The organism is Micromonospora lupini str. Lupac 08, assembly GCF_000297395.2.
GTDB lineage: Bacteria > Actinomycetota > Actinomycetes > Mycobacteriales > Micromonosporaceae > Micromonospora > Micromonospora lupini.
On sequence record NZ_HF570108.1, the window covers coordinates 434,468 to 460,737 of the forward strand.

Genomic DNA, 26,270 nt, shown 5'->3' on the forward strand with positions numbered 1-26,270 from the left:
CGGGAGGAGTCGCCGATGCCGCGGGGGGAGATCGACGAGGCCTGGATCGAGGAGGCGGTGCGGCGCTACCGCCGCATCGAATCGCTGCAGGCCGAGTTCGACCAGGCCGTGTCGACAGTCGAGGTCACCGTCCGGTCGCCGGACGGGTTGGTCGAGGTGGTGGTCACCGCCGGCGGGCGGATCACCGACGTCCGGTTCCTCGGGCCGCTGCACACCCGCAGCCCACGAGACGTGGCCGGCTCGGTGCAGGCCGCCGTCACCGCGGCCGCCGACGCCGCCGAGTGGGCCCGGGAGAAGCTGCACAACGAGACGTTCGCCGCCTACCGACCGCTCGCGGGGGCCTGACATGGACACGCTGCGCGCGCTTGCCTCCCGGCTCGACGAGGCGAGCGCCACGCTCACCACCCTGTCCCACACGGTCACCGCCAGCGACCCCGCCCAGGCCGCGTTCGGTGCCGACGCACCGGGCCGCCCCGGCGAGATCGGTCGGGCGCTGCACCGCCAGTGGACCGCTGCCACCGACGACCGGGCCCGCGAGGCACGAGCCGCCGCCGGTCGGCTCGCCGCCGCCGCCTCGGCGGTCCGCGAGGCCGCCGACCGGTACGCCGAGGTCGACCGCGCGGCCCGCCGCCGGATCATCGGGGAGCCGTGATGGACCCACTGGAGCGGCTCGCCGAACCGGGCCTCGACCTGCTCGGCCGGGTGGACGCGTTGCTCGCGGCCGGCGTTCCGGAGGGGCACCGCGTCTGGCCTCTGCTGCGCCGGATGCAGGTGCTGCCGGGTGACGCCGTCCGTGGCTTCCTCTACCTCCACCCGGCGCCGCTCGCCAGCGCCGGGCACGCGGTGCGCCGGCTGGTCCGGGGGTACGACGACGTCGGTGCCGCGCTCACCGACCCGGTGCTCTGGTCCGGCCCGGCCGCCTCGGCGTACGGGCAGGAGCGCGCGGCGTTGCTGCGCCATCTTGACGAGGGCCCGGAGAGCCTGGTCGGTCGACTGGACTCCACCGCCGGGTACGCGGACGCGCTCGCCGACTGGGTGGAGGGCAGCCGGCTCGCCCTGGCCCGCACGATCGCCGACGTGCTGCGCTCGGCCGAGGCGGTGGCCGTGGTCGCCGCCACCGCCGCCGGTCCGCCGACCCGCCTGACGCCGGTCGGGCCGGGTGTCGCCGACGCAGCCGAGATCGCCGCGCGGGTGCTGGCGGTGCTGTGCGTCGCGTACGACGGCGCCGAAACGCTGCTGCGCCAGTGGGCGCCGAGCCTGGCCGAGTCCACCTGGCGGTCGCCGATGGACGGCCGTCCCCGCTACGACCAGCCCACCCGGGTCGGCTGGTAGCCGATCGCCGCGTCCCCGGACAGGCCACGGCGTCGCTCGCGGGCGCCCGAGCAGAGTCGGCGCCCACGGCGACGCCGTGGTCTTCCCCCTGCACCCCCCGCAGGTCTGCCTCCACTCAACGCCGCCCGGAGACGTTTGTCCCCCACCCGCGGCCGGATTCAACCGTCCGGGCGAGGCTCAACGGCACGACGGGTGGCCCGGCAATAGGTCGAGTCGACGGTCATGGATGGCGATGGCGGGATCGGCCGCTGCGTCCTTTGCGGTGATGCGTCGTAAGGTGGGGGGATGGGCATGCTCTGCGCGGTCAGCTTCAACCGGTACGGGCGCCTCTACTACCTCGACCCGGGCGAGTTGCGCCCGCAGGTGGGCGACCGGGTGCTGGTGCCTACCGACGACGGGCCCGAGGTGGCCGAGTGCGTCTGGGCCGCCCAGTGGGTGACCGAGGAGACCGACGGTTTCCCCCGGCTGGTCGGGCTGGCCGGCGACGACGACCTGCGCCGGGACGAGGCGCTGCGCCGACGTAAGGCCGAGGCGAAGGTGGCGGCGAAGCGGCTGATCCGTGCGCACGGCCTTCCGATGAAGGTGGTGGCAGTCGACCACGTGCTCGGCTCGGGCGACGGCGGCGGCGAGCGCAGCACCGTCTACTTCACCGCCCCGCACCGGGTGGACTTCCGTTCCCTGGTCCGTGACCTGGGCGCCACCCTGCACTGCCGGGTCGAGCTGCGGCAGCTCTCGGCACGGGACTCGGCGCGCGTCCAGGGCGGCATCGGCTCCTGCGGTCGGGATCTGTGCTGCGCGACGTTCCTCACCGACTTCGAGCCGGTCACCATCCGGATGGCCAAGGACCAGGATCTGCCGCTGAACCCGCTGCGCATCTCGGGGGCGTGTGGCCGGTTGATGTGCTGCCTGAAGTACGAGCACCCGCTGTACCAGCGTTTCCAGGCGACCGCGCCGGCCGTCGGCAGCCGGGTCTCCACCCCCGAGGGCGACGGTCGGGTGGTCGGCCACAGCGTGCCGCGCGACGCGGTGACCGTCCGCCTCGACGCCGACGGCTCCCGCTGCTCCTGCTCCCGCGCCTCCGTCTGCGCTCCCCGCCAAGCCCACGACCAGCACTACACCCCGTAACTCCCCTTGCTCGCGGGTCAGCTCGCGGCGCTCAAGAGGTTGGCGTCACCCGGGGCCCGGTTTCTGACGCGAACCTCTTGATCAACCGGCGCCTGGGTCGGGGTCAGCGCAGGACTATCGGGGATTCCGTCAGGTGGGGGTTCAGCGGGGTTTTCGGGGTCAGCCAGCTCGCGGTGGGGGAGTCGTCGGGGTTCACCTGCCAGTCGCGGGAGACCCGGTCCACCCCGATCGGGTAGACGGTGAGCGTGCCGTCCGGGTCGATGCGCAGCCGCAGGAACGACTTGGAATCCTCGATGCCCTGCCCGGCGAACAGTTCGTTGACGTTCACCCCGAACGAACCGGCGACCAGCAGGTACGCCGCCACCAGCTGACTGGCCACCAGGCCGATGACCGGGCCGTACAGCACTGCCGCTGCGGCCGCCGGCAACGGCCACGGCCAGTCGTAGAACGGCAGCGCCAACCAGACCCACGTGCCGCCTGCGGCCAGCGCCACCTGGGCCACGCCGTGGCTGACGCCGAGAATCCAGTGCCGCGCATGCCGCTTGCCGTTGGCGCTGGGCGGCTTGGCGAACAGAGCCGCCGCCACCACGGTCACGAGCACCATCAGCACCAGCGGGACGCTGAACAGTCGCTGGTTGGTGCTGTCGGCCCAGTTCGCCGTCGCGCCCGCCATGGCCAGCATCAGCAGGGTGTGCAGGGTGCCGAGCAGGGTGGTGAAGCCCGGATTGCGGAAGGGCAGTCGGGCGAAGATGCCCCAGCCGTAGCGTCGGGAGCGGGCCGCGTCCGGATAGCGGGCCACCAGGTCGTACGGCTGGGTGCGGCTGGCCCGTCGGGTCAGCGTGTCCCGGGGCGGCACCTCGATGCGTTCCGGCAGCTTGTGCGTGGGGTACAGGTACGCCCCGCCGCCGCCACAGGTGATCAACTGCCGGTCCGGGCCGGCATAGCGGGCGTAGTGGTGCAGGTCGCCGGAGAGCAGCAGCCGCACCTGCGCCCCCGTCGGGTCGATGATGGTCCGGACGAAGTAGTCGATCGAGTCGTACGCCGTGGGGTCGTCGGCGGCCTTGACCCACGTCGGCGACGGCGCCGCGATGATCACCTTTGACTCCGGGGTGAGCCGCCGGGCCACCTCGTCGAAGTAGGCCAACTGCGGGTCGTCCAGGTACGAGCCGGACTGGTCGTCCACGCCCAGCAGCCACCAGCCGGCCGGCAGCTCCACAGCGAAGTACGACCGCGACTGCCCGGTGCGCCAGCCGGCGAAGTTGCGGTCCCGCGAGCGGACGAACAGCCGCAGGAAAGCGGTCAGGCCGTCGTACCAGTCATGGTTGCCCGGCACCGCGAACAGCGTGGGACGGTCGGGCGGGGTCGCCGGCAGCGCGGCCTGGTAGGGCCCCTTGCACCGGTTCTCGTACTCCGCGTAGGCCGCCGACGGGTACACCTGGTCCCCGCCCATCACCAGGGTCTGCGCCCGGGGCAGCCGGTGCCCGTCCACTGTCAGCTCCGGCTGCGCCAGCAGGTACGCGACGGAGTAGGTGGCGTGGAAGCCGTCACCCAGGTCGGCCACGTAGTCGAGCCAGAGCCCGCCGTCCGGCCCGGCCTGGCGGAAGATGTCGTCGCCGAAGGCGTTCTGCAACTCGCGCTTGTCCAGGTAGGCGCCGAAGAGGATCGCCAGCAGCGTCCGGATGCCGGTGCTGATCAACAGGAACGGGGCCAGCCAGGGCACCGGCTTGCGGGGGGTGAAGCCCAGCTCCAGCGGATCGGTGGAGCGCGGCCGGCGAGGGGCCCGCTCCCCGTCGGGTTGCTCGCCCGTCGGGGTCTGGTGATCGTCGCGTTCGTCACTCACGCGCCGCAGCGTAGTACCGGTGCCCGTGAAGCGCTGTCCGGTAATCCGCCAGATGGTGCTGTTGTCCGGTTGGTGCCAGCGGAGGCGCTGGGGTATCCCGTTCGGCCCGGGGTCGGGGGGTGCCGTACACTTGCTGATCGTTGCCGCCTTAGCTCAGTCGGCTAGAGCGACGCACTCGTAATGCGTAGGTCGACGGTTCGATTCCGTCAGGCGGCTCCACTGAAAGGCCCAGGTCACCGGCTTGATCGCCGATCATGACCTGGGCCTTTTGCTTGACCGATGTCGTGTAGCCGGGCCGACGCCACGAGCACCTCACGATCCTCGCTCGGCACACACCGAGCGGGGCGTCGCTCGTATCGGTGGGACCGCAACGCTCGGTCGACTCAGGTGCCCGGCCGGCTCCGGCAGTACTCGCCCGGAGTCATCCCGAAGTAGGCCCGGAACGCCTGGATGAACGAGCTGGGGCCGCTGTAGCCGCTGGCAGCGGCGGTCGTGGTCACCGACTCGCCCTCGGCGATCAACCTGAGCGAGTGCTGCAATCGCAACTGCGTCCGCCAGTGCGGGAACGACATTCCGGTCTGCTCCCGGAACAGCCGGCTGAGGGTACGCGCGCCGGCCCCCACGGCCATGCCCAACTCGGCGAGGGTGCGGTGGTCGGTGGGGTCGTCGAGCAGGATCTCGGCAAGGTCCCGCAGTCGGGGATCGGCCGGGTACGGCAGGCGCAGGCGTAACGTGGCCGCCCGGACCAGCTGGTCAAGAGCCACGCGTTCGAGGTTGTCCCGTTCGTCGTCGGTCAGCTCCTCGCCGTCGGTGAGGCTGACGATCACCTCGCGCAGCAGGGGCGAGACGGATAGGGCGGTCGGTTGGTCCACGCCCAGCGGGTTCAGTGGACGGTCGAACATGATCGCGCGCATGTCGGTGGGTCCGTACGCCCGATGGGCATGGGCTACGCCGGCCGGAATCCATACCGCCCGGTCCGGTGGCACCGTCCACATCCCCGTCGGCGTCGACACTCCGAGCACGCCGTTGCGGGGGCAGACAAGCTGGTGGCGTGCGTGGTCGTGCCAGTCGATCCGGTCACGGTCGGCCAAGGGCACCCGGGCGGGGCCGTCCACATCTTGGCTGCTTGGCGACATTAATCGGCAGGGTATCAATAGCCGGCATCCGGGATGATCGGGCATTCTTCCTCCAGCAACCCGCAAGAAGAGAGCTGATGGTGGCGGAGACGAACAGCCGAGCCAACCCTGGTCCGGCGCTGGCAGTGGCCGAGGAGTCGGACAGACAACCGTCGGCGTGGCGGCGGATGCGCCTGTGGGGCGCGGCCCACGCGGTCGACGACCTCTACCAGGGTCTGGTGCCGGCCTGCGTTCCGTACTTCGTACTGGATCGCCACTACAGCTACGTCGCCGCCGGCGGTCTCACGCTCGCAGCGACCCTGGGCAGCTCAATTCCTCAGCCCTTCATCGGCGTCGCCGTCGATCGTTGCCGGCTCGACTGGTTGGCTGGGGCGGGAGTGACGCTCGCCGGAGTCGGGCTCGGTCTCTCCGGTCTCATGCACAGTTACGTGGCGGTCTGGCTTCTGCTCCTCGCGTCGGGACTCGGCGTGGCGATGTTCCATCCGGCCGCCGGAAAGTCGGCCCGGGTGGCGGCGGGCGACAGCACGACGGCGATGAGCATCTTCGCCGCCGGGGGCAGCGTCGGGTTCTTTCTGGCGCCCGTGCTGGCCACTCCCGCCCTGATCGCGATGGGCGTCGGAGCGACAGCGCTCTTCATCCCGCCGGCTGTGCTCATGGGTTTCCTGCTGTACCGGAAGCGGCTACAGCGGCCGGCCGCGCGCGACGTTTCCCACAACGGCCGGGACCGCTGGGTTCCGTTCCTGGTACTGACCTGCATCGAGACCGTCAGGTCGGTCGCCTTCTTCGGCGCGATCACCTTCATCGAGTTGTTCTGGATACGCCACCTCGGCGCGGGCAAGAGCCTCGCCGGCGCGGCGCTGGCGTGCTTCCTGATCGGCGGAGTGGCCGGGACGCTGCTGGGAGGCCGGATCGCCGACCGCGTCGGGATGGTGCGCACCGTGCAGCTCGGCGCGATCGTCGCCATCCCCGCGCTCGTCGGCCTGCGACTCACGCCCGGTGAGTACCCACCGCTCGTCTTCGCCGTGCTCGCCGGCATCGCCCTGAACATCCCGTTCGCCGTGCTGGTCAAGCTGGGCCAGGACTACCTGCCGACGCGACCCGGCACCGCGGCGGGTGTGACGCTCGGGCTCGCCGTGAGCATCGGCGGCCTCCTCGCGCCCGTCCTCGGGGTGGCCGCCGAGGCCTGGGGCCCGCAGGGAGTGTTCACCATCATCTGTCTGATTCCCCTGGTGGCGCTCGCCCTCGGTGCGTTCCTGAGCGAGCCGCAGAAGTGACGGGGTACGCCGACCCGGGCGACAGGGTGATCGAGGCCGGGGACGTCGATGTCGTGCGGGAGGGCCGCCCGACACGCAGCGCTTTCTCGCGAGGTGATCTCCGCCGTGGCCGGTGAACGCCGATCCAGCACGGGCGTGCTGGCCGGAACCGCGGCGTACGTCATCTGGGGTCTGTTGACCCTCTACTGGCCGCTGCTGGAGCCGGCGCCCGCGCTGGAGATCCTCGCCCACCGCATCGTCTGGTCGCTCGTCTTCGTCGTCATCGTGCTGACGGTCCAACGCGACCTCAGCTGGTTGCGGGTGCTGCACCGCCAGCCCCGAGTCCTGGCGCTGCTGGCGGGCGCCGGCTGTTTCGTGGGCGCGAACTGGGGTCTCTACATCTGGGCGGTCAACAGCGGGCGGGTGATCGAGGCGGCCCTCGGCTACTACATCAACCCGCTCTTCAGCGCCCTTCTCGGCCTGGTGGTGCTGCGGGAGCGGATGGCGCTCGCGCAGTGGGCCGGCGTGGTCCTGGCCACGGCGGGCGTCGTGTGGCTGGGGATCGACGCCGGACGGCCGCCGTGGGTGGCGCTCGCCCTCGCCGCCACCTTCGGAATCTACGGGTTGTTTCGCAAGTGGGCGGCCATGCCGAGTTGGCGGGCGTTGGCGGTGGAGACGGCGGCGCTGGCCATTCCCGCCGCCGCGTACATCGCCTTTCTGTCGACGGCTGGCCGGAGTCACTTCGGGGACAGTCCGGTCCGGTCCGCGTTGTTCCTCAGCACCGGTCTGATCACCGCGCTGCCGCTTGTCCTGTTCGGCTTCGCGGCCGTCCGGACGCCCCTGACGGTCCTCGGGATGCTCCAGTTCCTGCTGCCGACCATGCAGTTCGTCATCGGCTACTTCGGACTGCACGAGTCGGTCAGCACCGCTGGCCTGGTCGCCTACTGCCTGGTCTGGGCCGGCGCGGCGTTCTTCCTGGCCTCCTACGCCTGGCGGCAGACCCGTCCCGAGGACCGCCGCACGTAGGACCTCCTCGCGGAGGGGCCGTCGCGCTCGACGCAGGTCGGCTCGTCGGTGGCTGGTGCGTTCGGCGATGCGGCGATGCGGCGATCGTAGGCGGCATCATCGTTGTCGGCATGTGTCAAATTCACGCGTAGCTTTGTGGCACGGGCCTCGTAGCATAGACGCGGGACGTTGGATCGCAGAGTGCGGGAGGAGCGGCATGAAGTTCGACATGGGAGCACAGACGCTCGGCAGCCTGACCAAGCAGACGCAGGGGTCGTCCGATGATCTCGGTTCTCTGATCAAGCAGCTGATCGCCGCGGCGGAGCCGTTGCAGGGCAATTTCAACGGTGCTGGCCGGGTTGCCTTCGATTCGTTCAAGGCCAACGCGGATTCGATCACCGCGAATCTCAACTCCGCCCTGGGAGCGATTCTCGGAGGCCAGAGTGGAATGGACTCCGCCTTCGGTCAGGGTGACACCGAGATGGCGGACAACGCCTCGTCGACGGCGGGCACGGCGAACTTCGACGCGGCCAGGTTCTCGAGCAGCCGCTGATCCGGGGGAGTGACAGTCATGACCACAGACCGACGCAGTTTCGACACGGGCACGTCGCAGCAGGTCCAGGGCGACCTCGCCACCATCGTCGCCCGGCTGGAGGCAGTGATCTCGCAGCGCAGCGCCGACGTGGCGGGAGCCATGGCCGACTTCCAGGCCGACGGTGTCTCCGAGGACTACCGGACCGTCGAGGATCGGTGGAACCGCGCCGCGGGCGAGGTCCGCACGATCATCGATCTGGTCAAGACCACCATGACGAAGAACGACGAGACGGCGAACACGACGCTGTCCCGGGCCCGCTCGGCGGTCCAGTCCATCGGTTGAGCCGTTTCCGACGAGTTGTTGACGAGGGAGCACGAGCGTGAGCGCCTGGGACATCTCCCCCGGTGGGGTGCGCGACGTCCTGAATCGCACCCATGCCGCGGCCACCCCTTTCGAAGGGCAGATGACGAGCTTGAACTCGGCGCTTGAGGGATCCGCCACCGAGTCCAGTTCGGAGATCGTGGGCCAGGCACTTCAGGGCTTCGTGGAGTCCATTCGGACGGATCTTGAGTTCGTGTTCACTCGCACGGGGGCGTGCATACAGGCTGCCGCGCAGGCGACGAACGCCTACGTCGAAGGTGACCTGGAGATGGCCGCGAACGCGCAGCGCAGCGCCGCGGCAGCGCCGGACCCGTCGGCCACGATGCCGGGGCCGGGCCGTGGGGCGGTGCCCCGATGATCAATCCGGGGGAGATTCCGCAGATCCCCGGCAACATGGACGTGCTGGCCACCCACGCCCAGACGGTCCGGACGACCGGCGGTGACTTCGCCAACACCGGCCAGGCGGTCGACAGCACCTTTCAGGGGCTGGCGGCGGTCTACAAGGCGCCGGAGGCGACGCAGCTGTTCGCCGCCACCGGCCCGGTACGCACGGTGTCGGCCTCGGTCGGTGAGGACATCCAGGCCGTCGGAGCCGCCCTGGCCACGTACGCCAGCGAGGTCAAGGAGATCAAGGCCCAACTCGCGGCCCTGAAGGGCCAAGCGGAGCAGTTCGTCGGCTCGGTCAAGGACGACGAGGACTGGCGCGAGGACGAGGGCAAGGTCAACCAGCACAACGGCCTGATCACCGCGGTCAACACGCAGGTGGCGGCATTCTTCGAGGCGCAGCGCAAGTGCGCCAACACGATCAACGCGCTGTACGGCGGTCGTCAGTATCGAGCCGACAACGCCGACGGCCAGGCCGAGGACGGCGAGTACGGCTTCACCGCCGACATGCTCAACGCCGCTGCCGGTGAGGACGGGGCCCTGCCGTGGGGCAGCAACGAGGAGCACGACCGCGGCTTCTTCGGCGACGTCGGGGCGTTCTTCGTCGGCGTCGGCGAGGGTTTCGTCACCATGCTCGAGGACCTGGGCGGACTGATCGGCCGTGATCCGACCACCGGCGAGTGGAGTTGGGGCACCGCCGGCAACTCCTGGCTGGGGCTCGGCAAGTTCGTGTGGGCCGTCTCGATCTACATCAACCCGGTGACGATCGTGATCGACCAGACGGTCGGCATGCCGTTCATGGAGAAGCGTGAGGCGGGCAACCTCCTGCTCAACGCGGGCAAGAGCATTATCGCGTACGACACGTGGGGCGAGGACAAGTCGAAGGCTGCGGGCCTGGCGACGTTCAACATCGTCTCGGCTGTGGTCGGCACCAAGGGCGCCGGCTCCGGGCTGCGTGGCGCGGGCGCCGCGATGAACGGCATCCGGGGCAGCGCCACCGCCGCCCGGGTCAGCGCCGCGCTGATCCGCACCGGCAACTGGCTCGACAAGCTGCCCACTGTCGGCGAGGTGGCCATCAACTTCGCCAAGAAGTTCGACATCAAGATTCCGCAGCTCGGGCTGGCCCCGGCGATCGTCGGTGACGTGCCGATCGGCCGTGGCTTCGAGGTCGACATGCCCAGCACTCGCGGCGGCGACGTGATGCACATGGACGGCGGCAACGGCCCCGGCGGCAACCTGCCCGGCGGACACCCGACGGGCGGTCACGTCCCGGGTGACCTGACGCCCGGTGGGCACATCCCGGGAGATTCGACACCCGGCAACCACACGCCCGTCGGCAACCTGCCCGAAGACAACCCGCCCGTCAGGACCCGGACCGAGGACAACACAACGCCTGGCAACCTTCCTGAAGACACGCCCGGCAACCTTCCGGACGACCATTCCCCCGGCAACGTCCCGGACGACACGCCCGGCAACCTTCCGGACGACCATTCCCCCGGCAACGTCCCGGACGACACGCCCGGCAACCTTCCGGACGACACCCCGTATCAGCCCAATGACCAGCACCCCATTCCCGCCGACCGCGCCGGTCCACAGGAACTCGGCCGGCTGGAGGGTGACCTCACCCGCGACACCGACGGTCTCATCACTCATGTTGACGGTAAGCCACTCGACGAGCATCTACGTGACGTCGCGACCCAACGCACCGACGAGATTCGCAATATGCGCGACACGGGCGTGATTTCGGCTAAGGAGACCGGCCCCGTCAACTCGGTCGCGGTGGACCTGCGTACAGGCGAGGTCTTCGAGGGCGTCAACGGGCGTCCGCGGGACGCCATCCCGGAGGGCAACCTGCACCCGGTACTGCGGGAGCGCCTCGACCAGATGCGTGCCGACGGGCCGTACCCACAGTACAACCGCGACGGCACTCCGATGATGCGCGACGGCCAACAGGTCACGACGCCGTACCCGCACGGCGACAACCCGCTGCGGCATGCCGAGGTCAAGGCCGTCAACGAGATGTTGTGGCGGCGTGGTCCGAACGTCGACGCATCAGTCATGTCCGAGTTCCGGGTCGACAACCGATTCCCGTTCCGTGCCGATGGGCAGGTGCCCGCGCCATGCTGCGCCAACTGCCATAGGCTGCTGGCGGGCACCCCCAGCAACGCCGGGCGCCTCACCTACGACAGCGGCCACCCCGACAGCCAGTTCATCCCGGAGTAGCAATATGCGAGTCGAGTACGACGACGTTGAGACCGAGGACGACCTGCGGGTGACCTACCAGGGCGACCTCTTCACCGGCGAGGTGGTCGAACGCTCACCGCAGGGCCAGGTCATCGCCATCACCACGTACTTCAACGGCATGGAGGACGGCCTCTCCACCGAGTTCTATCCGAGTGGCGAACGCAAGGCCGAGGGCAGCGCGCGTTATGGCACGGCTGTCGGCGTCCACCAGGAGTGGCACCGCAACGGCAACCTCGCCGCCCGCCTCGAATTCGACGACCAGGGCAAACTACTCAGCCGCCATCGCTGGGCCGAGGATGGCACCCCCATCGAGAGCTTCGTCGCGGAAAGCTGAGCTAATCAGACTGGTCCACGCCACCGCGCAGGCTGTGGCCAACGAAGTCGGATCCGCCTCCGACTAATTGGAGTTCATGCGCGACGGGCGGGACGGGGCCTGGGTCGGGAGCTGAGCGATCAGACCGTAGGGAGCTGATGTCCTGTGCCCGGTCCCTGGGTTGCGCCCGAAATCCTGGCCGCCGTGCCAATTCCATGGCGGTTGGCGGATCCCGTCGAGCGTGGCAAGGCGACGCGCGAGCTGCTGCCCGGACCGCAGCAGCGGATCGAAGCCCTACGGGCGTTGGGGAGGTGCCTCGCCTACCTGGTGCACGTCCGGGACCGTCACGGCGACGAGCCGGACTGGGGGCTTCCCAAGGCGTTTTTCGACGACTACTAGTTCATCCTGTACGCACGGCTAAAGCAGTCGATGCCGACCCTTGCCGATGTCACGCCGGAGAAAGTGCGCGACTGGGCCGAGGCATACCTGAACCCGGAGGACGTCTTCGGCGTCACGTGGACCACGCCACCGGACGAGGTCATCGACAGCGTTGGTCGATCGTGGGTCTTCTACATCCTGCAAGGAGCGACGGAGAGTCTGGTCCGCTGGTTCCGCCGCGTGGGCCCTGATCACCTGGACGATGTGGAACGAGCCCGGGTGGTCAACATGCTCAAGGAGGCCACACCTCGTTTGCAGTGGCGCCCGACGATCATTACCATCCCGACGATTCTGGATCTCGGCGGCCCGGAGGAGAAGGGCTACTTCGATCGGTTGGCGAGGGATCCGGGCCTTCACGAGAAGACCCGCGCCGAGGCGGAGAGCGTGAGCTCGTTCATCGACCGCCAACACGAGCCGATCTAGGGATTGGTCAAGCCGTAGCCGCGCAGCACCGCGGTCGATCTAACGGGGGACGCTCAGGCCGTAGCGACGCATCACCGCGCCGAGCGTCTCGTACGGGGCGCCGGGGCCGCCGTCCAGTCGATACCACCACGCGCGTCGGGCGCCCCGCCCCAACGGACGGCCCATGACCACGTCGTGCGCGGACTCGACGGGGTTCTCCTGGTGGCCGACCAGAATGCCCCACGGCAGCGCCGGCATGCTCGGCGTGCTCGACCGCAGCCCACCGGACCGGCCCGGGTGCACGGTGACGATCATGCTGCGGGCGGTGCCGGCCAGCTTCTCGGCGAGTCCCTCGACTGCCGTCTCGTCGACAGTCGACAGGGGAGGGCCGGCCAGCCGGAGTTGTTCGCGGATGCCGACGTCGACCCGCTCGACCGTCAGCACTCCGAGGGTGGCCGAGGCGTGCTCGCCGCCGACGATGGTCAGGCTGGTGGGCGCCGGTGCGCGCGTTCGACAGAATGCCGTGAGTTCGTGGCGTGACCACGGTTCGGTGACCGGTTCGGCGACGCCCCACCCGGCCGGGTCGCCGCCGGTGAGAGCACGGACGGCGGCTTCGGTGCTGGCGCCCAGTCGCAGGGCCTCGGTGGCGGGGTGCAGGGTGACGATCTGGATCTCCAGGCCGCCGGTCCACGGTGCGTCGTCCGGCGGCGAACCGGCGGGCTGCGAGGCATCGGTGCCGGCGAAGCGGTGACCGTCCCAGTGCAACGGGAGGCCGGTGAGCCCGTCGCGGTACCTGTCGCCCGCCCGCACCACCCACTGTCCCTGTGCCTGGGCGAGCATCATCTCCAACGGGTACGTGATCACGCCGTCCGCCGGCGTGACGACCTGGAGCAGCAGTCCGTCGCGTACCGCGTCGACTGCGGCTTCCGCGAGCCAGGGCGCCAGGCCGACCACCGCGCGGTCCTGGTGGAGGACGACGGCCCGGTCGGTGATCGTGTCGGTCGCGCCGTTCATCGGCTCTCCCATGTCAGCCCTCCCGTGATCTCGACCAGCGCGGCGGTGAAGCGGCGAGCCACCTCCGCGGCCTGCGGGTCCGCGCCCGGTGCCCGGCTCTCCACCCACCACACCGGTTCGGGCACGTCGTCGCCGGGGGCGAGGCCCAGCAGTCGCTGCGCCTCGCCGGGAACGCGCACCAGACACGCGGTCTCGACGCTCAGGAGCAGACGCCCGTCGCCGGGGTCGAACAGCTGCACCAGCCCCGCCGCCTCGATCGTGTCCATCTTGAGCTCGGAGCCGGCCGCGAGCAGGGCGCCGAGCATCGCGGCCGCATCGGGCTCGGCACGGCACAGCGCCACCGCATCGAATGTCATAGGTGCTCCTTCGTCTGGCCGGTGAACGCGGTCTGCACCATGCGGGGGCCGTCGCCGGGGCGGATCAGCTGCGCGCGGCCGGTTGGCAGGACCATGGGCCGTACGCCCGAGAAGAGCTGACCCTCCGTCCGGTCGCCGGACATGAGCAGGCTCAGGCAACCTGCCTCGCGGACGGCCAGCGGGAACGGCTCGAACAGACCGCGTGAGGCGCCGGCCACCCGCCGGGCCATCACGACGTGCAGCCCGGTGTCCCGACCGGCCGCCACGTGCGGGACCAGCGCACCGAGCGGCTGCGTGGCGGACGCGGCAAGGATGTCGTAGTCGTCGATGAGCAGCACGATCCGGGTACGCGCGGCCTCGGACGACTGCCGTTTCGCCAGCTCGTCGCCCACCGCCCTGGACAGTTGCTGGGCGAGCGTCGAGTTCGGGGCGTACCCGCCGCAGTAGGAGTCGGGGACCACGTCGGCGAGTGCGCGGCGGGGGTCGAACACGGCGAACACCAGCTCCTCGGACGTGTACTGCCCCATCAGCTCCTCGGCGACCAGCCGCAGCAGGTTCGTCTTTCCGGTCCGGGGGTCTCCGAGGACGAGGAGGTGCTGGTCGCGGCCGAACAGGTCGACGGCGGCGGGGGCGAAGTCACTCTCGTAGCGGCCGAAGGGAACCACTCCGTGGCCGGCGGGGGCGCCGGCGAGGTCGGCAACGGGGAGTACGGCGGGGAGGACCCGGACGGGTGGCGGCAGCGCCCCCGTCCAGGCTGCTCGCACCAACCGGGTGGCTGCGATCAGACCGGCGTTGGCCGGGTCCGGGATTCCGTCCAGGCGGGGCAGCGCGACCTGGGCGAACAGCTTCTCGCTGGTGAGAGCCCGGCCGGGCTGGTCCGGTGGGACACCACGGGCCTGCCGGCCGTCGATACTCGACTCGGCGGGCTCGGTGAGCCGCAGCTCCACCCGGTTGGCGAAGGCGACCTGCTGCGCGGCACGGACCTCGTTCCACCGCCGGGCGGTGCCGATCACGTGGATGCCGTAGCGGCCGCCCCGGGCGAGCAGGCCGTGCACCTTTGTCTCCAGACTCTCGAACTCGGCGTTGAGCTGGCCGTACCCGTCGATCAGCAACACCACGTCGACGCAGCCGACCTCGGTGCGCACGCTCTCGTCGGCGTGCCGCAGGTCCTCCACCGTGTCGAACTGGTGCCGGCTGAAGATGCGTTGCCGCTGGGCGAGCATCGCGTGCACCTCGTCGACGACGCGGCGGACGCGTTCGCGGTCCTCGCGGCTGGCGACGCCGCCCACGTGCGGGAGCCCGGCAAGCCCCGACAGGCCGTTTCCCAGCAGGTCGATGCCGTAGATGCCGACGTCGGTGGGGCGATGGGTGGTGGCCAGGCCGAGCGCGAGGGTACGCAGCGCTGTCGTCTTGCCGCTGCCGGGCCCGCCGAGGACGAGCAGGTTGCCGCCGCTGCCGGCGAGGTTCAGCACCCAGGGGCCCTGCCACTGACGGGCCGGATCGTCGAGACGACCCAGCGGGACCGGCAACCCGACTCCGGAACGCGACAGGTCTCCCAGGCGTACGCCCTCCGGCGTGGTGACCACCCCACCGCCAGCCTCGTCGAGCGTGAGCAGGGATGGCAGGGGCGGCAACCAGATCGCCGGGACCCGCTGCCCGCTCGCCGCCATCTGCCCCACCACTGTCGACAGCAGGGTCGGCCCGGTGGTGCGGCGGGTCGCCTTCGGCTCCTCGGGCACGCTCTCGTCGGCGTCGGTGCGCGCGGTGCCGAACAACGGCATCGGCTTCGCCAGCGGCCCGACGATCGGGGCGAGTTCGGCGTCCGCGCCGTTGCTGAGCGGACCGGAGACGTACGCGGCCTTGAACCGCTGGTAGATCGACACGTCGACCTTCAGGTAGCCGTTCCCGGGCAGCGGCGGCAGGTGGAACGCGTCGACCGTGTCGAGGACGGTGCGCGACTCCATCTCGGTGAGCGTACGGAGGCCGATCCGGTAGGCGAGGTAGTTCTCCAGGCCGCGCATCTTGCCCTGTTCGACGCGCTGGCTCGACAGCAGCAGATGTACGCCGATCGACCGTCCGATCCGCCCGATCCGCAGGAACAGGTCGATGAACTCCGACTTGGCGGCGAGCAGTTCACCGAACTCGTCGATGAGCACGAGGAGGTGGGGCAGCGGTGGCAGGTCGGTGCGCTCGCCCTGGGCGGCGCGGAGCATGTGGTACTCGGTGATGTCGGTGACCCTGCCGGCGTCCGCGAGCACCTGCTGACGGCGCTGCACCTCGCCGTCGAGGCTCGTGTACATCCGCTCCACGAGTGCCGCGTCGGCGACCAGGTTGGTGATCAGTCCGGCCAGGTGCGGCAGTTCGCTGAACGGCGCGAAGGTGGCCCCGCCCTTGTAGTCGACGAGGACCATCGCCATCCGTTCCGGCGGGTGACTAGCCGCCAGGGCGAGCACGAGCGTACGCAGAAGTTCGCTCTTGCCCGAACCGGTCGCTCCGACGCAGAGCCCGTGCGGCCCCATCCCGAGCTGTGCGGGCTCCTTCAGGTCGAGCAGCACCGGGCGCCCCGCCGGGTCGACCCCGATCGGGACGCGGAGGAAGTCCCGTTCTCCCCGCGGCCGCCAGAGGTTCGCCAGATCCAGGTCGGTGGGGTCCGACAGGCCCAACAGGTCCTGGAAGTCGGCAGGTGGCGTGCCGGTGCCGTCGTCGTAGGAGTCGGCGGACAGCCGCAGCGGCGCGATGCTGCGGGCCAGGCCCTCCACGAGTGGGGCCGGTGCCTCGTCGAGGGTGCCCCGTACGGTCACCGCCGGGGACGCGGTGAGATCGTCCAGGGTGAGCGAGTCGCCGTCGATGGTGATCCGGCGGGAGACGTCGCCGGGTTCGTGCAGCCGGTCGGCGAGCAGGTGCACCACGGTGATGCCGAGGCTGGCCAGACCGACTGTCTGGTCGGGGCTGGCCAGCACGCGGGCGAGTTCACCGTGTGCGTCGTCGATGACCAGCAGCCGCGACCGGGCCTTCGCCTCCGTACGCCCGACACCGTGGCGGAACGACTTCAGCGCACTGGTGGCCCGTTCCTCCAGATCCTCCCCGAGCAGCTCGACGAGCGTCTGCACGGCGGTGACCAGCAGCGGGGTCGGACCGGACGGGCCGATCGACGTCCGGTCGAGCAGATGTGGCAGCCACCGTGCCCACCGCCAGGCCCGGGCCCGCTCGGGGGTGGTGATGATCGCGAGCTGCACGTCGTCGGGAGCGTGGAACGTGGCGACCTGCAGGAGGATCGCCCGGGCCAGGGCGACCGCCTCCGCGTAGTTCGGCGTTATCACGCTGACATCCCCGGCGCAGTCCAGGTTCGCCCGCAGCGGCAGCCCTGGTGTCAGCGCGAATCGGTGGATCAGTGAGCGCGCCTCGTGGCGCATGAACGGGTCGAGGGGATTGGTGGGGGTGCTCTGCTCGCGCAGCTCGAGCGTCCGGACGGGCAGCGAACCCATGCCCAGCCGTACGTGCAGAAAGTCGATGTCGGCGCGTCGGCGTTCCCACAGTCGGGCCGGGCTGCGGATCACGTCGAGCAGCCGATTCACCGGCGGGTCGAGAAGGTTCGCCTCCTCCCGCAGACGCTGCTCGGTCTCGCGCAACTGGTCGCGCAGCTCCTCCAGGTAGTCCTGGTAGCGCTCACGCTGCGCCCGGCGCTGCCGGCCGGCCTTGCCCAACTGGGTGAGGTACATCGCGCCGGCCGCGCCCAGTGCCGCCACCATGACGACCGCGCCCAGAGCCGCGAACCCGGAGCCGCGCAGGAACATCATCATGCTCATCGCCACACCCGCACCGGCCATGGGCAGCAGCGCCTGGAGCCCCATCGCGGACTTGCCGTCGGGCAGTTGCGGTGGTGGGTCCAGCACGAGTGGATCCATTGCGGACATCGGGCGGGCCATCCGGGCGGGACGATGCACCATGCGCGTCGACATGCGGGGAGCCTCCGGTCACATTCGCCGAGCGCGACTCAGAGCCAACGCGGCGGCGCGGGTCGCCTCCACGAGCGTCGCCTCGCCGATCCGCGACGGTGTGATGAGCGCACCGGCGGCAAGGTGACGGTCGTAGGGCAGCACCACCATCGGTACGCCGGTCTGCTCGATCAGCTCACGTGCGGCGCTGTGGATCAGCGTCGCGCGGCCGTGCGGGTTGCTCGCGCTCAGCACGACGACCACCCGCGTCAGCCAGGACCCGTATCCGTCGTCGACGATCCGGCGCAGCGTCTGGTACGTGCCCCGAACGCCGTCGGGTGTCGCCGCCGCGACGAGCACCACCGCGTGCGCGTCGGCCATCACCCCCGCCGGGGTACGGGCCTCCAGGCCGGGCGGGCAGTCGGTGACGGTGACGGCGAAGAGGCGCGACAGCGCGCGTGTGACAGAGGTGCACAGGTTCGGGTCGGTGGTGCCGCTCGGCAGCACCCAGAGGCCCGTCCCGGTGCGGGGCAGGAGTGGTTCGAGGGCGCGCAGGTCGCCGCCCCGGGCCGCGAGCAGACCGGGTCCCAGTCGTTGCAGCGACGGTTCGCTCGGGGCGCCGAGCCGCCAGGTCAGCGAGCCCTCGTACGGGTCGGCGTCGGCTGCGAGCACCGGATCGGCACGCCGCGCGGCGAACACCGACGCCAGCAGCGCGGCAACCGTGGTCTTCCCCGCGCCACCCTGTACGGAGGCCACCGCGATCCGCCGGCCGGTGTGCACCGGTGCCTGCACCTCGGCGGCGAGGTCGACGAGTTCCCGGGTCTGTCGGCCGCTGGCGAACATCCGGCTGGCGCTGCGCCACGTACGCCGTAACGCGGAGTCGCCGAAGGGAGGCCGACGCCCGATCGACAGCTCGTCCGGCACCGACGCCGGTGCGCCGGCCGGCGGCAGGGTGCGCGGCGGTGCCGGGACTGGCGGTGCCGGGCCGGGCACCGGTGGAGCGCTCATGCCACCGCCTCAGTCATCAGAAGGTGTCGAGAAGTCGCGAGTAGAGCCCGTACACCCCGACGGCGACGGGAACCAGCGCCATCACGGTCAGGGCCTCGACGCGGTCGGCGACCTGCCGGCCTCGCGCCAGGACGTGCGGCGGTGGCCGGTACGCCAGGATCGCCAGGGCCACCGCACAGACGCCGAGCGCCGCCACCGCGGTGGCCCACCACGTGTCGGGTCGTTCCCGTATCCAGCACATCAGCAGGCCGCCCGCGATGGTCAGCGCGCCGGTCACCAACGCCACCACCTCCGCCGCCAGCGGGAAGGCGCGCATCCGCAACAGCAGGGCGCCGCCCACCAGGGCTGCCAGCGCCAGCCTCCACGGGCCCGGTGCCGACGCGAGGATGAGCCCGGCGAACGTCGCCGACGTCGCCGCCGCGATCGCCGCGACGGCCAGCCCGCGATGCGCGGCGTCGACTGCGGCCTGGACCGATACGCGGCTCACCGGCTCGTCGTTGCTGCGGCGGTCGTCGAGACGGGTGAGGCCCGATGCGATCATCGCGAATCGCGGGAGCAGCCCCAGGACGCCCACCGACGCGATCGCCAGCACCGCCGCGACCCGCTCGGCGGGCATGCCGAGCAGCAGCGGCACGCTCCAGCCCGCGACCAGAAGCAGGATCGTGCCGCCGCCGAGGACCCCGGCACGCCCATTGCCCGTCACGGCACCCAGGGCAAGGACGGCGCAGCCGATCCCGACGGCCCCCAGTGCCCAGCGGAGGGTGGGGGTTTCCGTCCAGCCGGGCACGGTGGTCAGCACCATCGCGGCGCCGCTCAGCAGCACCGCCACCCCGATGGTCCGTCTGCCCGTTGTCCCGACGAAGAGGCCGGCGAGGGCGATCGCGCCGCCGACGACGCTGACCACGGCCGGCCCGAGTTGCGGGCCGGCGAGCAGCGCCGCCACCGTGGCGGCCACCAGGCAGGCCGCGGTGGCGGTCCACGTCCGTGCAGCGTCGCCCCACCGACCGTGCCGGCGATGGAGATCGTCGCCGACCTCGTCGGAGACATCGTGGACGATCGCCGCCGGTGGGGCCTCGGAGATCGGGTCGACCCGTAGCAACGCGCCGTCGGGAACGGCGGCCTGGCGAAGGCTGCCGGCCGGATCGAGCACCGTGCCGTCGAGGGTGCTGATCTGGTACCCCCGCGAATCGTCAGTGGGCGGGTGACCGACCAGGGCGACGACCTCGGGCAGCAGCAGGCCGAGCGGCTCGTCGGCGGGCAGCACGAGGTCGATGCGTCGGTGCGGACCGGCCAGGGTCACCCGACTGAGGTGACCGGCGGAGGCGAGGGTCTGCGGTTGCGTCATCGTGGACCCGCTGGTTGGGTCGGCGCCGGATTGCGTGCCTTCTGCTGCTCGGCGACGACGTTCTGCAGGAAGGACCAGCCCACACACACGGCGCAGGCCACCGCCGCCAGCACGAGACCGGTGCGCAACCACCTGAACCCGTCACCCGTGGCGCGGACCCGGCGCTGCCGGCCCCACAGCAGCAGCTCACGCATGCGGGCACGGCGAACCGCGACCGACTCGATGAGCTGAGTGTCGAATTCCCGGGCCACGGCTCGATTCTATCCACGGCCGCTAATTCGATCGGGGGCTGCGATCTCGCGGTGCCGGGTCGGCCCGGCGTGACCACGCACTGATGGTGATCAACGCTGCGGGTCGGCGCGTACACCCGGTCCGAGGTCGCTGGGCCTACGGGTTGCTTGTCGTCGCCAGCGCCGCGGCCACGCGCGGCGCCTCGTGCCGACCCTGGTCCCGCCCGGCGGCCACGAGCGCGGGCACGACGGACCGGTCCATCACGCTCGTCCCCTGCGCCCGCTTGGACGCCGGGTCGCGTGTCAGCAGCTCGACCCGGCGGCGGGCGTCCAGTGCGGCCCGCTGCCGCTCGATGCGGGCCCACGGTCCGATGGCGGCGGTGCTGGGCGCGAGGGCGATCACCGGACCGTCTCCGGGCGCGAGGTCGAGATTGAGGGCGGACCGCATGCCGCCGTCCATGTACCGGCGACCGCCGATGGTCACCGGCGCGGCGGATTGCGGCATGGCGCAGCTCGCGGCGACGGCATCCAGAAGGGGCGCGCCGTCGCCCCGCGTGAAGACACGCAGAGCGCCCGACTCGACGTCGACGGCGGTGATGCGGAGGTCGGCGTCCGTCCAGGTGTGGTCCGGCAGCCGGGCCTCCGCGATCCGGCGCTGCCGCGACGGGTCGTCGATGCGGGACGAGAGGGCGAGTCGGCCGAGGCGGCGAGCGGCCTGCTCGGGGTCGCGGACGAACAACTGCGCCCGTGCGAGCCGCAGGAGGGCGAGGAAGCCCAGCGCGGGGGCTGTCTCGTGGGTGACGCCGTGGCGCTGGCGCTCGTACAGCTCGGACAGGGGCGTCCCGCCGGCGACCTGGGCACCCACCACGGCACCGGCGCTCGTGCCGATGACCACCGCGTCCGGGGCCACGGTCACGCCCTCGTCCGCGAGGCCCGTGAGGACGCCCACCTCCCAGGCGATGCCGACGACCCCACCGCCACCGAGGACCCAGACGGGCCGCGCGTCGTCCGCCATCATGCCTTCTTCCCGTCAGGGCAACTGCAAACAGCGTTCGCAGTTCAAGCTAGCAGGGGTGGCGGAGGGCTGACAACGGGAGATCACGGCTCTCGTCGTCCGAAGGTGATGCCGCCGAGCTTGCTCTCGGGCGAGGTGATGGTCATCTCGGCCTCGACCGCGAATCCGTTGTCGCGCAACCAGGTCGCGACCTGGGCCGGCCGGCGGCGGTGCACGTGGAGCTTCATCGGGTGGCCGCCGTACCCCTCGGTCTTGAACGTCGTCTCGTCGCCCACGTGGTAGCCGACCAGCAGCGGGCCTCCGGGGCGTACCACCCGCCGGAAGTGCGCCAGGACCTGGCCGAGCCGCTCGTCGGGAATGTGGATGAGCGAATACCAGGCGACCAGGCCGGCCACCGAGCCGTCGGGCAGGTCGAGATCGGTCATGGAGCCGACCTCGAACCTCAGGGCGGGGTGGTCGCGGCGGGCCACCGCGATCATCCCGGGGGAGAGGTCGATCCCGAAGGCGTCGACGCCCAGCTCGTTCAGGTGCGCCGTGATGCGACCCGGCCCGCAGCCCACGTCCGCGACCGGGCCACCACCCGCTGCGCGGACGAGGTCGGCGAACACCGCCAGAGCCCCCCGCTCGTAGGGTGCCTGCTCGAGGAAGTCCCGGACCAGGTGCGCGTAACTGACCGCGACCGTGTCGTAGGACGTGCGGGTGTCTGCCAACCAACCGTCGCCGTTCATGGCGGCCACGCTAGAGGACGAGGTCACCAACGCCCGCGGTGTCCATACTGAACGCCGTGTCCGCCCGACCTGTGGAGGTGCCGTCCATGCCCGCTGCGCCACTGATCATCAGTCTGCCGATCGCCGATCGCCCGACCTCGTACCGCTTCTACCGCGACGGTCTCGGCCTGGAGACGGTGGGTGAGCTGGCCGATGATGGCCTCCCCGAGCCGTTGCAGTTCGTGGTGAACGACGGGCTGCACCTGATGCTCATCCCGACCGGTGGCTTCGGTTGGGTGATCGGCGGACGCGACGTGGCACCGAGGGGGCAGAGCGAGTGCCTGCTCGGCATCGGCGCCGCCACCCCGGCCGAGGCGGACGCGATCGCCGCGCGGGCGCGCGCCGCCGGCGGCGAGGTGGTCACCGCGCCGACCGCACAACCCTGGGGGTACGCGGGCGTCTTCGCCGACCCGGACGGCCACCTGTGGATGGTGTCGGTCGAGCCGCAGACCTGACCACGAGCCGTCGGACACGGGTTGTCCGGGACCGCTGCACCGAGTCACCGCCGTTAGGGTGACGTCATGGCGGTACGTGGACTACGGCGGATCATCGTCTCGGTGGCCGATCGGGAACGGGCGCTGGCGCTCTACCGGGATGCGTTGGGTCTGGCGGAGAAGTACAGCGCGGGCGACATGGTGGTCCTTGCCGTTGCGGACACCGGGGTCGAGCTTCTGCTGCACGAACGGCCACCCACGCCAGGGTTGGCCGGTGTCGCCGCGAGCTTCCTCGTGTCGGATGTCGACGAGGCGACCGCCGCAGCGCAGAAGGCTGGTGCCCAGGTCGTCGACGCCCCCGCCGATCAACCCTGGGGTGAACGACAGTCGGTGCTCACCGATCCGGACGGTCACGTCATCTGCCTGGTGGCGCCGACGGTCTGACCGCCCCCCGCCCAGGGCGGCTGAGCAGCTGCTCATGCCCTGCTTGGAACAGGGGCTCGTTACGCACCGCGCCGGTTTCAGATGGTCAACAGGCCGCCGTTGCGTACGGTGTCGTCCTTGATCGCGATGAGATTCGCCGAGACGTACGAGATGTTGTGCGTCTGGTGCCACTCGCTCGGGTAGTACGTCACCAGCCGTGACGTCTGGAAACGGCACGTGATTTCAGGAACGAACCGAGAATACTTGGCGTCAGTGAAGTACCAGAACGAGTTCTCGTTGTAGAACGCCACGTGGGTCGGATCCTGGTAGGCCCCACGACCGTCGGTGCTGGGTGTCAGCGACAGCAGCATTCCGTTCGGCGCGAGCAGTCGGTACAACTCGTTGAACAGAGCGACCTTGTCCGGCACGTGTTCCAGGAAGTCCACTGCACGGATGACCCCGACGCTGTTGTCGGGCAGGTCGACCCCGTTCGTTATGTCACAAACCATGTCGACGCCCGGCCCGTCGTGGTAATCCAGACCCAGATAGCCTTCCGGCTTGTTGTGTGCCGCACCGAGGTCGAGGGCCAGGAGCCCCTGTCGCCGCGACCAGGTCAGCGCGTTCTGTTGAATGTTCCGGTCGTATATCGCAACGGTGCGCTGCTGGATGCGAGCGTTGACATCCGGGATGCGCTGCGTGTTCTTGGCATGCATGCGCTGCAGGTACAGGCACTTCTGAATATGGTGGAACTCGCTGACCTGGTAGATCCGAGCGATGAGATCGGCGTCGTCAGCGACGTCGAGCGACTCGTCGTACCCGCCGACCTTCTCGTAGATGTCCCGGCGGAAGGCGCGCACGTGGTTCGGCGCGTACCAGATGAAGCTCACATTGTGCGGCGTCGGCGGCATGGCACGGCAGACCAGCACCTCGCGGCCGTCCACCTTCTCGTCGTAGTGTCGCCAGCCGAAGGAACTCGCGAAACGGTCCTCGCAGCGGCTACCGTCCTCCTGGATCTGCGCGGTGTCGCTGTAGACGAAACCCAGCTCCGGGTTGAGGTCGAAGGCGGCGACGATTTCCTGCAGGCAGTCGCTGCTGAGCACATCGTCGTCGTCCAGCTCGACCAGGATGTCCCCGGCAGCCTCGGCGCAGGCGTACCCCTTGATGGCGCCAACGCCGTTCAAGTTGTCCTGGACAATGAGCCGGACTCGATCGTCATGCCGTTCGGGTCGCCAGCGGGACCCCTGGTTGAGCACGACCACCCATTCCCAGTCGGTGAAGGTCTGCGCCAGCAGTGATTGGAAGCATTCGTCGATGAAACGAGTGCGATTGCTTCCGGTGAAGACCGTGACGCGCGGTGTACGCATCAGCGAGTCACCTCCCTGCCCGAGCCGAGGACGAAGCGGTCGGGACCGCTCGGTACTTCTCCGGAACTGATGACGCGAGCCGCTTGTCCAGCCGGATCGCCGCACCGAAGGCGTTCCGCGCCTCGGTGGTGTCGCCGGACTGGGAGAGCAGCATGCCCAGCCGAAGGTAAGCCGTCGACGCCTTGTTGTCGATCGACACGACCTTGCGGTAAATGTCCACCGACTTCGTCGGCTCCGAACTCTCCAGTGCGATGGCCTTGTTGTAAAGGGCCGGCTTGTAGCTGGCGTCGGCAGCCAATGCCTTGTCGTAGCTGCTGATCGCCTCGTCGTTCTGGTTGCGCGACTGGGCGATGAAGCCCAGATTGAACCAGGCGAACTTGTTGTTGACGTCCGCGTCCAGCACCTTCTCGAACGTGGCCTTCGCCGCGTCGAGGTTGCCGGCCTGGCCCTGTTCGACGCCGAGCTTCAGCAGATCCGCCGAGGCGGTCCCGGCGTTGGCGCCGCCGTTCGCCTTGTCGCTGTTGCCGGAGTTGCTCGGCTGCGCTTTGCCAGCAGGCTTCTCGCTGCATGCTGCGGCTCCGGTCAGCAGGACCGCACCACAGGCGAGTGCCCCGAGTATCTGACGCGTGCTCATCTATTCTCCTTGAACGATAACGGGGCGGTCCGACCTGCTGTCCGGCCTACTGACTTGGCTACTCGGCCCGGGCTGCCCGACGTGTCGGCCACAGGCACGAACGCGACCGGTTAGTCGAGTGAGATGCAGGACACCCAGATGTCCGCGCCCCCGCCAGTAAAGGTGAACTGGTAACCACTGATCGACAGCGGCTGGATCAGCACCGGATTGACACCCGCGCCCGACAGTTGGTAGCCGGTTCCGACAGCAATGTCTCCGGCCTGGCACCCGAAATCAACGGGGGTATCCGCGATCACCGTCAGCGGTCCCTGAATGTAGGCGGCCTGGATTCCGGTGCCCGCCACTCCCTGCGCGCCCTGCGGCCCCTGAGCGCCGGTGTCACCCTGTGCGCCCTGGAAGCCCTGAGCGCCTTGTACGCCGGTGTCGCCCTGGGCGCCCTGGAAACCTTGGGTGCCTTGGGTACCCGTAACGCCCTGCGCGCCTTGAGCCCCCTGCAAGCCCTGGAGCACCGGTGTCGCCCTGCGCGCCTTGAGCACCGGTGTCGCCCTGGAAGCCTTGAGCTCCCTGGGCACCGGTGTTGCCCTGGAAACCTTGGGCGCCTTGGGTACCGGTGTTGCCCTGGGCGCCTTGTGCGCCGGTGTCGCCTTGGGCGCCCTGGAAGCCTTGGGCGCCCTGAGCGCCCGCGTCGCCCTGCGCCCCTTGAGCTCCGGTGTCGCCCTGCGCCCCCTGCGCGCCTTGAGCACCGGTGTTGCCCTGGGTGCCTTGTGCGCCTTGGGCTCCCTGTGCGCCTTGAGTACCTGTGTTGCCCTGGGCGCCTTGTGCGCCGGTGTCGCCTTGGGCGCCCTGGAAACCTTGGGCGCCTTGAGCACCGGTGTTGCCCTGGGCGCCTTGTGCGCCGGTGTCGCCTTGGGCGCCCTGGAAACCTTGCGCGCCCTGAGCACCCGCGTCGCCCTGCGCCCCTGCGCGCCCTGAGCACCGGCGTCGCCTTGGAAGCCTTGAGCTCCCTGGGCGCCGCTGTTGCCTTGCGCGCCTTGAGCTCCGGTGTCGCCCTGGAATCCTTGGCTGCCTTGTGCGCCGGTGTTGCCCTGGGCGCCCTGGAAACCTTGGGCACCTTGAGCACCGGTGTTGCCCTGGGCGCCTTCTGCGCCGGTGTCGCCTTGGGCGCCCTGGAAACCTTGCGCGCCCTGAGCACCCGCGTCGCCCTGCGCCCCCTGCGCGCCCTGAGCACCCGCGTCGCCCTGCGCCCCCTGCGCGCCCTGAGCACCCGCGTCGCCTTGGAAGCCTTGAGCTCCCTGGGCGCCGCTGTTGCCTTGCGCGCCTTGAGCTCCGGTGTCGCCCTGGAATCCTTGGCTGCCTT

General features: G+C 70.4%; 30 protein-coding genes and 1 tRNA gene. 18 read left to right on the plus strand and 13 right to left on the minus strand.

Annotated features, from left to right (window positions below; all coding sequences use genetic code 11):
* Nucleotides 1-15 precede the first annotated feature (15 nt).
* The 4 genes from MILUP08_RS03220 to MILUP08_RS03235 all read left to right on the plus strand — a co-directional run bounded on the left by MILUP08_RS03220 (nt 16) and on the right by MILUP08_RS03235 (nt 2,457).
* The gene (locus MILUP08_RS03220) at nt 16-345 is read left to right on the plus strand and encodes a YbaB/EbfC family nucleoid-associated protein (protein ID WP_007454690.1); all 330 of its coding nucleotides are present in this window, start codon (nt 16-18) and stop codon (nt 343-345) included.
* A 1-nt stretch (nt 346) separates the two neighbouring features.
* The gene (locus MILUP08_RS03225) at nt 347-652 is read left to right on the plus strand and encodes a hypothetical protein (protein ID WP_007454692.1); all 306 of its coding nucleotides are present in this window, start codon (nt 347-349) and stop codon (nt 650-652) included.
* On the plus strand, nt 652-1,332 hold the full coding sequence (locus tag MILUP08_RS03230) for a hypothetical protein (protein WP_007454694.1): 681 nt from the start codon (nt 652-654) through the stop codon (nt 1,330-1,332). The genes MILUP08_RS03225 and MILUP08_RS03230 overlap by 1 nt, the downstream gene beginning before the upstream one ends.
* Nucleotides 1,333-1,617: 285 nt before the next feature.
* A complete protein-coding gene (locus MILUP08_RS03235; RefSeq protein ID WP_007454697.1) occupies nt 1,618-2,457 on the plus strand; it encodes a PSP1 domain-containing protein in 840 nt (279 codons plus the stop codon).
* Nucleotides 2,458-2,560: 103 nt separating this feature from the next.
* Here MILUP08_RS03235 and MILUP08_RS03240 read toward each other — a convergent pair whose 3' ends face one another.
* Nucleotides 2,561-4,297, minus strand: a complete 1,737-nt coding sequence (locus tag MILUP08_RS03240; protein ID WP_007454699.1) for a metallophosphoesterase family protein — start codon at nt 4,295-4,297, stop codon at nt 2,561-2,563.
* Nucleotides 4,298-4,439: 142 nt separating this feature from the next.
* Here MILUP08_RS03240 and MILUP08_RS03245 point away from each other — a divergent pair.
* Nucleotides 4,440-4,516, plus strand: a tRNA-Thr gene (locus MILUP08_RS03245).
* A 164-nt stretch (nt 4,517-4,680) separates the two neighbouring features.
* Here MILUP08_RS03245 and MILUP08_RS03250 read toward each other — a convergent pair.
* Nucleotides 4,681-5,433 (minus strand): AraC family transcriptional regulator, encoded by a 753-nt coding sequence (locus MILUP08_RS03250; protein WP_039905278.1) that lies wholly within the window; start codon nt 5,431-5,433, stop codon nt 4,681-4,683.
* Here MILUP08_RS03250 and MILUP08_RS03255 point away from each other — a divergent pair.
* From MILUP08_RS03255 to MILUP08_RS03295, 9 genes are all read left to right on the plus strand, one after another.
* Complete coding sequence (locus MILUP08_RS03255) at nt 5,424-6,707, plus strand: MFS transporter (RefSeq protein ID WP_237747026.1); 1,284 nt, start codon at nt 5,424-5,426, stop codon at nt 6,705-6,707. The genes MILUP08_RS03250 and MILUP08_RS03255 overlap by 10 nt on opposite strands.
* 105 nt (nt 6,708-6,812) lie before the next feature.
* Nucleotides 6,813-7,712: an EamA family transporter RarD gene (rarD, locus tag MILUP08_RS03260; RefSeq protein ID WP_237747027.1), complete on the plus strand. Its 900-nt coding sequence runs from the start codon at nt 6,813-6,815 to the stop codon at nt 7,710-7,712.
* A 196-nt stretch (nt 7,713-7,908) separates the two neighbouring features.
* Nucleotides 7,909-8,244: a hypothetical protein gene (locus tag MILUP08_RS03265; RefSeq protein WP_007454704.1), complete on the plus strand. Its 336-nt coding sequence runs from the start codon at nt 7,909-7,911 to the stop codon at nt 8,242-8,244.
* A gap of 18 nt (nt 8,245-8,262) precedes the next feature.
* Nucleotides 8,263-8,568, plus strand: a complete 306-nt coding sequence (locus MILUP08_RS03270) for a pore-forming ESAT-6 family protein (RefSeq protein WP_007454705.1) — start codon at nt 8,263-8,265, stop codon at nt 8,566-8,568.
* Nucleotides 8,569-8,605: 37 nt separating this feature from the next.
* Nucleotides 8,606-8,965: a DUF6507 family protein gene (locus MILUP08_RS03275; protein ID WP_007454706.1), complete on the plus strand. Its 360-nt coding sequence runs from the start codon at nt 8,606-8,608 to the stop codon at nt 8,963-8,965.
* Nucleotides 8,962-11,214 carry a YwqJ-related putative deaminase gene (locus tag MILUP08_RS33580; protein ID WP_007454709.1) on the plus strand — a complete coding sequence of 751 codons (2,253 nt, stop codon included), beginning with the start codon at nt 8,962-8,964 and terminating at the stop codon, nt 11,212-11,214. The genes MILUP08_RS03275 and MILUP08_RS33580 overlap by 4 nt, the downstream gene beginning before the upstream one ends.
* Nucleotides 11,215-11,218: 4 nt before the next feature.
* Nucleotides 11,219-11,569, plus strand: coding sequence for a toxin-antitoxin system YwqK family antitoxin (locus MILUP08_RS03285; RefSeq protein ID WP_007454710.1), 351 nt, complete (start codon nt 11,219-11,221; stop codon nt 11,567-11,569).
* Nucleotides 11,570-11,752: 183 nt separating this feature from the next.
* A complete protein-coding gene (locus MILUP08_RS03290) occupies nt 11,753-11,947 on the plus strand; it encodes a hypothetical protein (RefSeq protein ID WP_144056856.1) in 195 nt (64 codons plus the stop codon).
* Between the two features lie 30 nt (nt 11,948-11,977).
* Complete coding sequence (locus MILUP08_RS03295) at nt 11,978-12,409, plus strand: hypothetical protein (protein ID WP_007454714.1); 432 nt, start codon at nt 11,978-11,980, stop codon at nt 12,407-12,409.
* Between the two features lie 39 nt (nt 12,410-12,448).
* Here MILUP08_RS03295 and MILUP08_RS03300 read toward each other — a convergent pair whose 3' ends face one another.
* The 8 genes from MILUP08_RS03300 to MILUP08_RS03335 all read right to left on the minus strand — a co-directional run bounded on the left by MILUP08_RS03300 (nt 12,449) and on the right by MILUP08_RS03335 (nt 22,019).
* The gene (locus MILUP08_RS03300; RefSeq protein ID WP_007454716.1) at nt 12,449-13,414 is read right to left on the minus strand and encodes a DUF6177 family protein; all 966 of its coding nucleotides are present in this window, start codon (nt 13,412-13,414) and stop codon (nt 12,449-12,451) included.
* The gene (locus MILUP08_RS03305) at nt 13,399-13,758 is read right to left on the minus strand and encodes a hypothetical protein (RefSeq protein ID WP_007454718.1); all 360 of its coding nucleotides are present in this window, start codon (nt 13,756-13,758) and stop codon (nt 13,399-13,401) included. The genes MILUP08_RS03300 and MILUP08_RS03305 overlap by 16 nt, the downstream gene beginning before the upstream one ends.
* Nucleotides 13,755-17,717 (minus strand): type VII secretion protein EccC, encoded by a 3,963-nt coding sequence (locus MILUP08_RS03310; RefSeq protein WP_007454719.1) that lies wholly within the window; start codon nt 17,715-17,717, stop codon nt 13,755-13,757. The genes MILUP08_RS03305 and MILUP08_RS03310 overlap by 4 nt, the downstream gene beginning before the upstream one ends.
* 15 nt (nt 17,718-17,732) lie before the next feature.
* Nucleotides 17,733-18,701: a tyrosine-protein kinase family protein gene (locus tag MILUP08_RS03315; RefSeq protein ID WP_007454721.1), complete on the minus strand. Its 969-nt coding sequence runs from the start codon at nt 18,699-18,701 to the stop codon at nt 17,733-17,735.
* Between the two features lie 16 nt (nt 18,702-18,717).
* Complete coding sequence (gene eccD / locus MILUP08_RS03320) at nt 18,718-20,046, minus strand: type VII secretion integral membrane protein EccD (protein WP_007454722.1); 1,329 nt, start codon at nt 20,044-20,046, stop codon at nt 18,718-18,720.
* On the minus strand, nt 20,043-20,297 hold the full coding sequence (locus MILUP08_RS03325) for a hypothetical protein (protein WP_007454723.1): 255 nt from the start codon (nt 20,295-20,297) through the stop codon (nt 20,043-20,045). The genes eccD and MILUP08_RS03325 overlap by 4 nt, the downstream gene beginning before the upstream one ends.
* A 136-nt stretch (nt 20,298-20,433) precedes the next feature.
* Entirely contained in the window at nt 20,434-21,291 is an 858-nt protein-coding gene (locus MILUP08_RS03330) for a patatin-like phospholipase family protein (protein ID WP_007454724.1), read from the minus strand.
* A gap of 83 nt (nt 21,292-21,374) precedes the next feature.
* Nucleotides 21,375-22,019 (minus strand): class I SAM-dependent methyltransferase, encoded by a 645-nt coding sequence (locus MILUP08_RS03335; RefSeq protein ID WP_039907204.1) that lies wholly within the window; start codon nt 22,017-22,019, stop codon nt 21,375-21,377.
* An 86-nt stretch (nt 22,020-22,105) separates the two neighbouring features.
* On the opposite strand from MILUP08_RS03335, the gene MILUP08_RS03340 reads away from it, so the two are divergent.
* Together MILUP08_RS03340 and MILUP08_RS03345 are read left to right on the plus strand one after the other, a co-directional pair.
* A complete protein-coding gene (locus MILUP08_RS03340; RefSeq protein WP_007454726.1) occupies nt 22,106-22,513 on the plus strand; it encodes a VOC family protein in 408 nt (135 codons plus the stop codon).
* 66 nt (nt 22,514-22,579) lie between these two features.
* Complete coding sequence (locus tag MILUP08_RS03345) at nt 22,580-22,936, plus strand: VOC family protein (RefSeq protein ID WP_007454727.1); 357 nt, start codon at nt 22,580-22,582, stop codon at nt 22,934-22,936.
* Nucleotides 22,937-23,013: 77 nt separating this feature from the next.
* On the opposite strand, the gene MILUP08_RS03350 is transcribed toward MILUP08_RS03345, so the two are convergent.
* From MILUP08_RS03350 to MILUP08_RS36510, 3 genes are all read right to left on the minus strand, one after another.
* Entirely contained in the window at nt 23,014-24,279 is a 1,266-nt protein-coding gene (locus MILUP08_RS03350) for a glycosyltransferase (RefSeq protein WP_007454728.1), read from the minus strand.
* Between the two features lie 7 nt (nt 24,280-24,286).
* Nucleotides 24,287-24,913 (minus strand): tetratricopeptide repeat protein, encoded by a 627-nt coding sequence (locus tag MILUP08_RS03355; protein ID WP_007454729.1) that lies wholly within the window; start codon nt 24,911-24,913, stop codon nt 24,287-24,289.
* 110 nt (nt 24,914-25,023) lie between these two features.
* A complete protein-coding gene (locus MILUP08_RS36510; RefSeq protein ID WP_007454730.1) occupies nt 25,024-25,449 on the minus strand; it encodes a collagen-like protein in 426 nt (141 codons plus the stop codon).
* On the opposite strand from MILUP08_RS36510, the gene MILUP08_RS36515 reads away from it, so the two are divergent.
* Both MILUP08_RS36515 and MILUP08_RS36520 read left to right on the plus strand, forming a co-directional pair.
* Entirely contained in the window at nt 25,442-25,885 is a 444-nt protein-coding gene (locus MILUP08_RS36515; protein WP_237747028.1) for a hypothetical protein, read from the plus strand. The two genes, MILUP08_RS36510 and MILUP08_RS36515, sit on opposite strands and share 8 nt — an antisense overlap.
* Before the next feature lie 23 nt (nt 25,886-25,908).
* Nucleotides 25,909-26,270: hypothetical protein (locus MILUP08_RS36520; protein WP_237747029.1), on the plus strand; the 362-nt coding region annotated here is incomplete at its 3' end.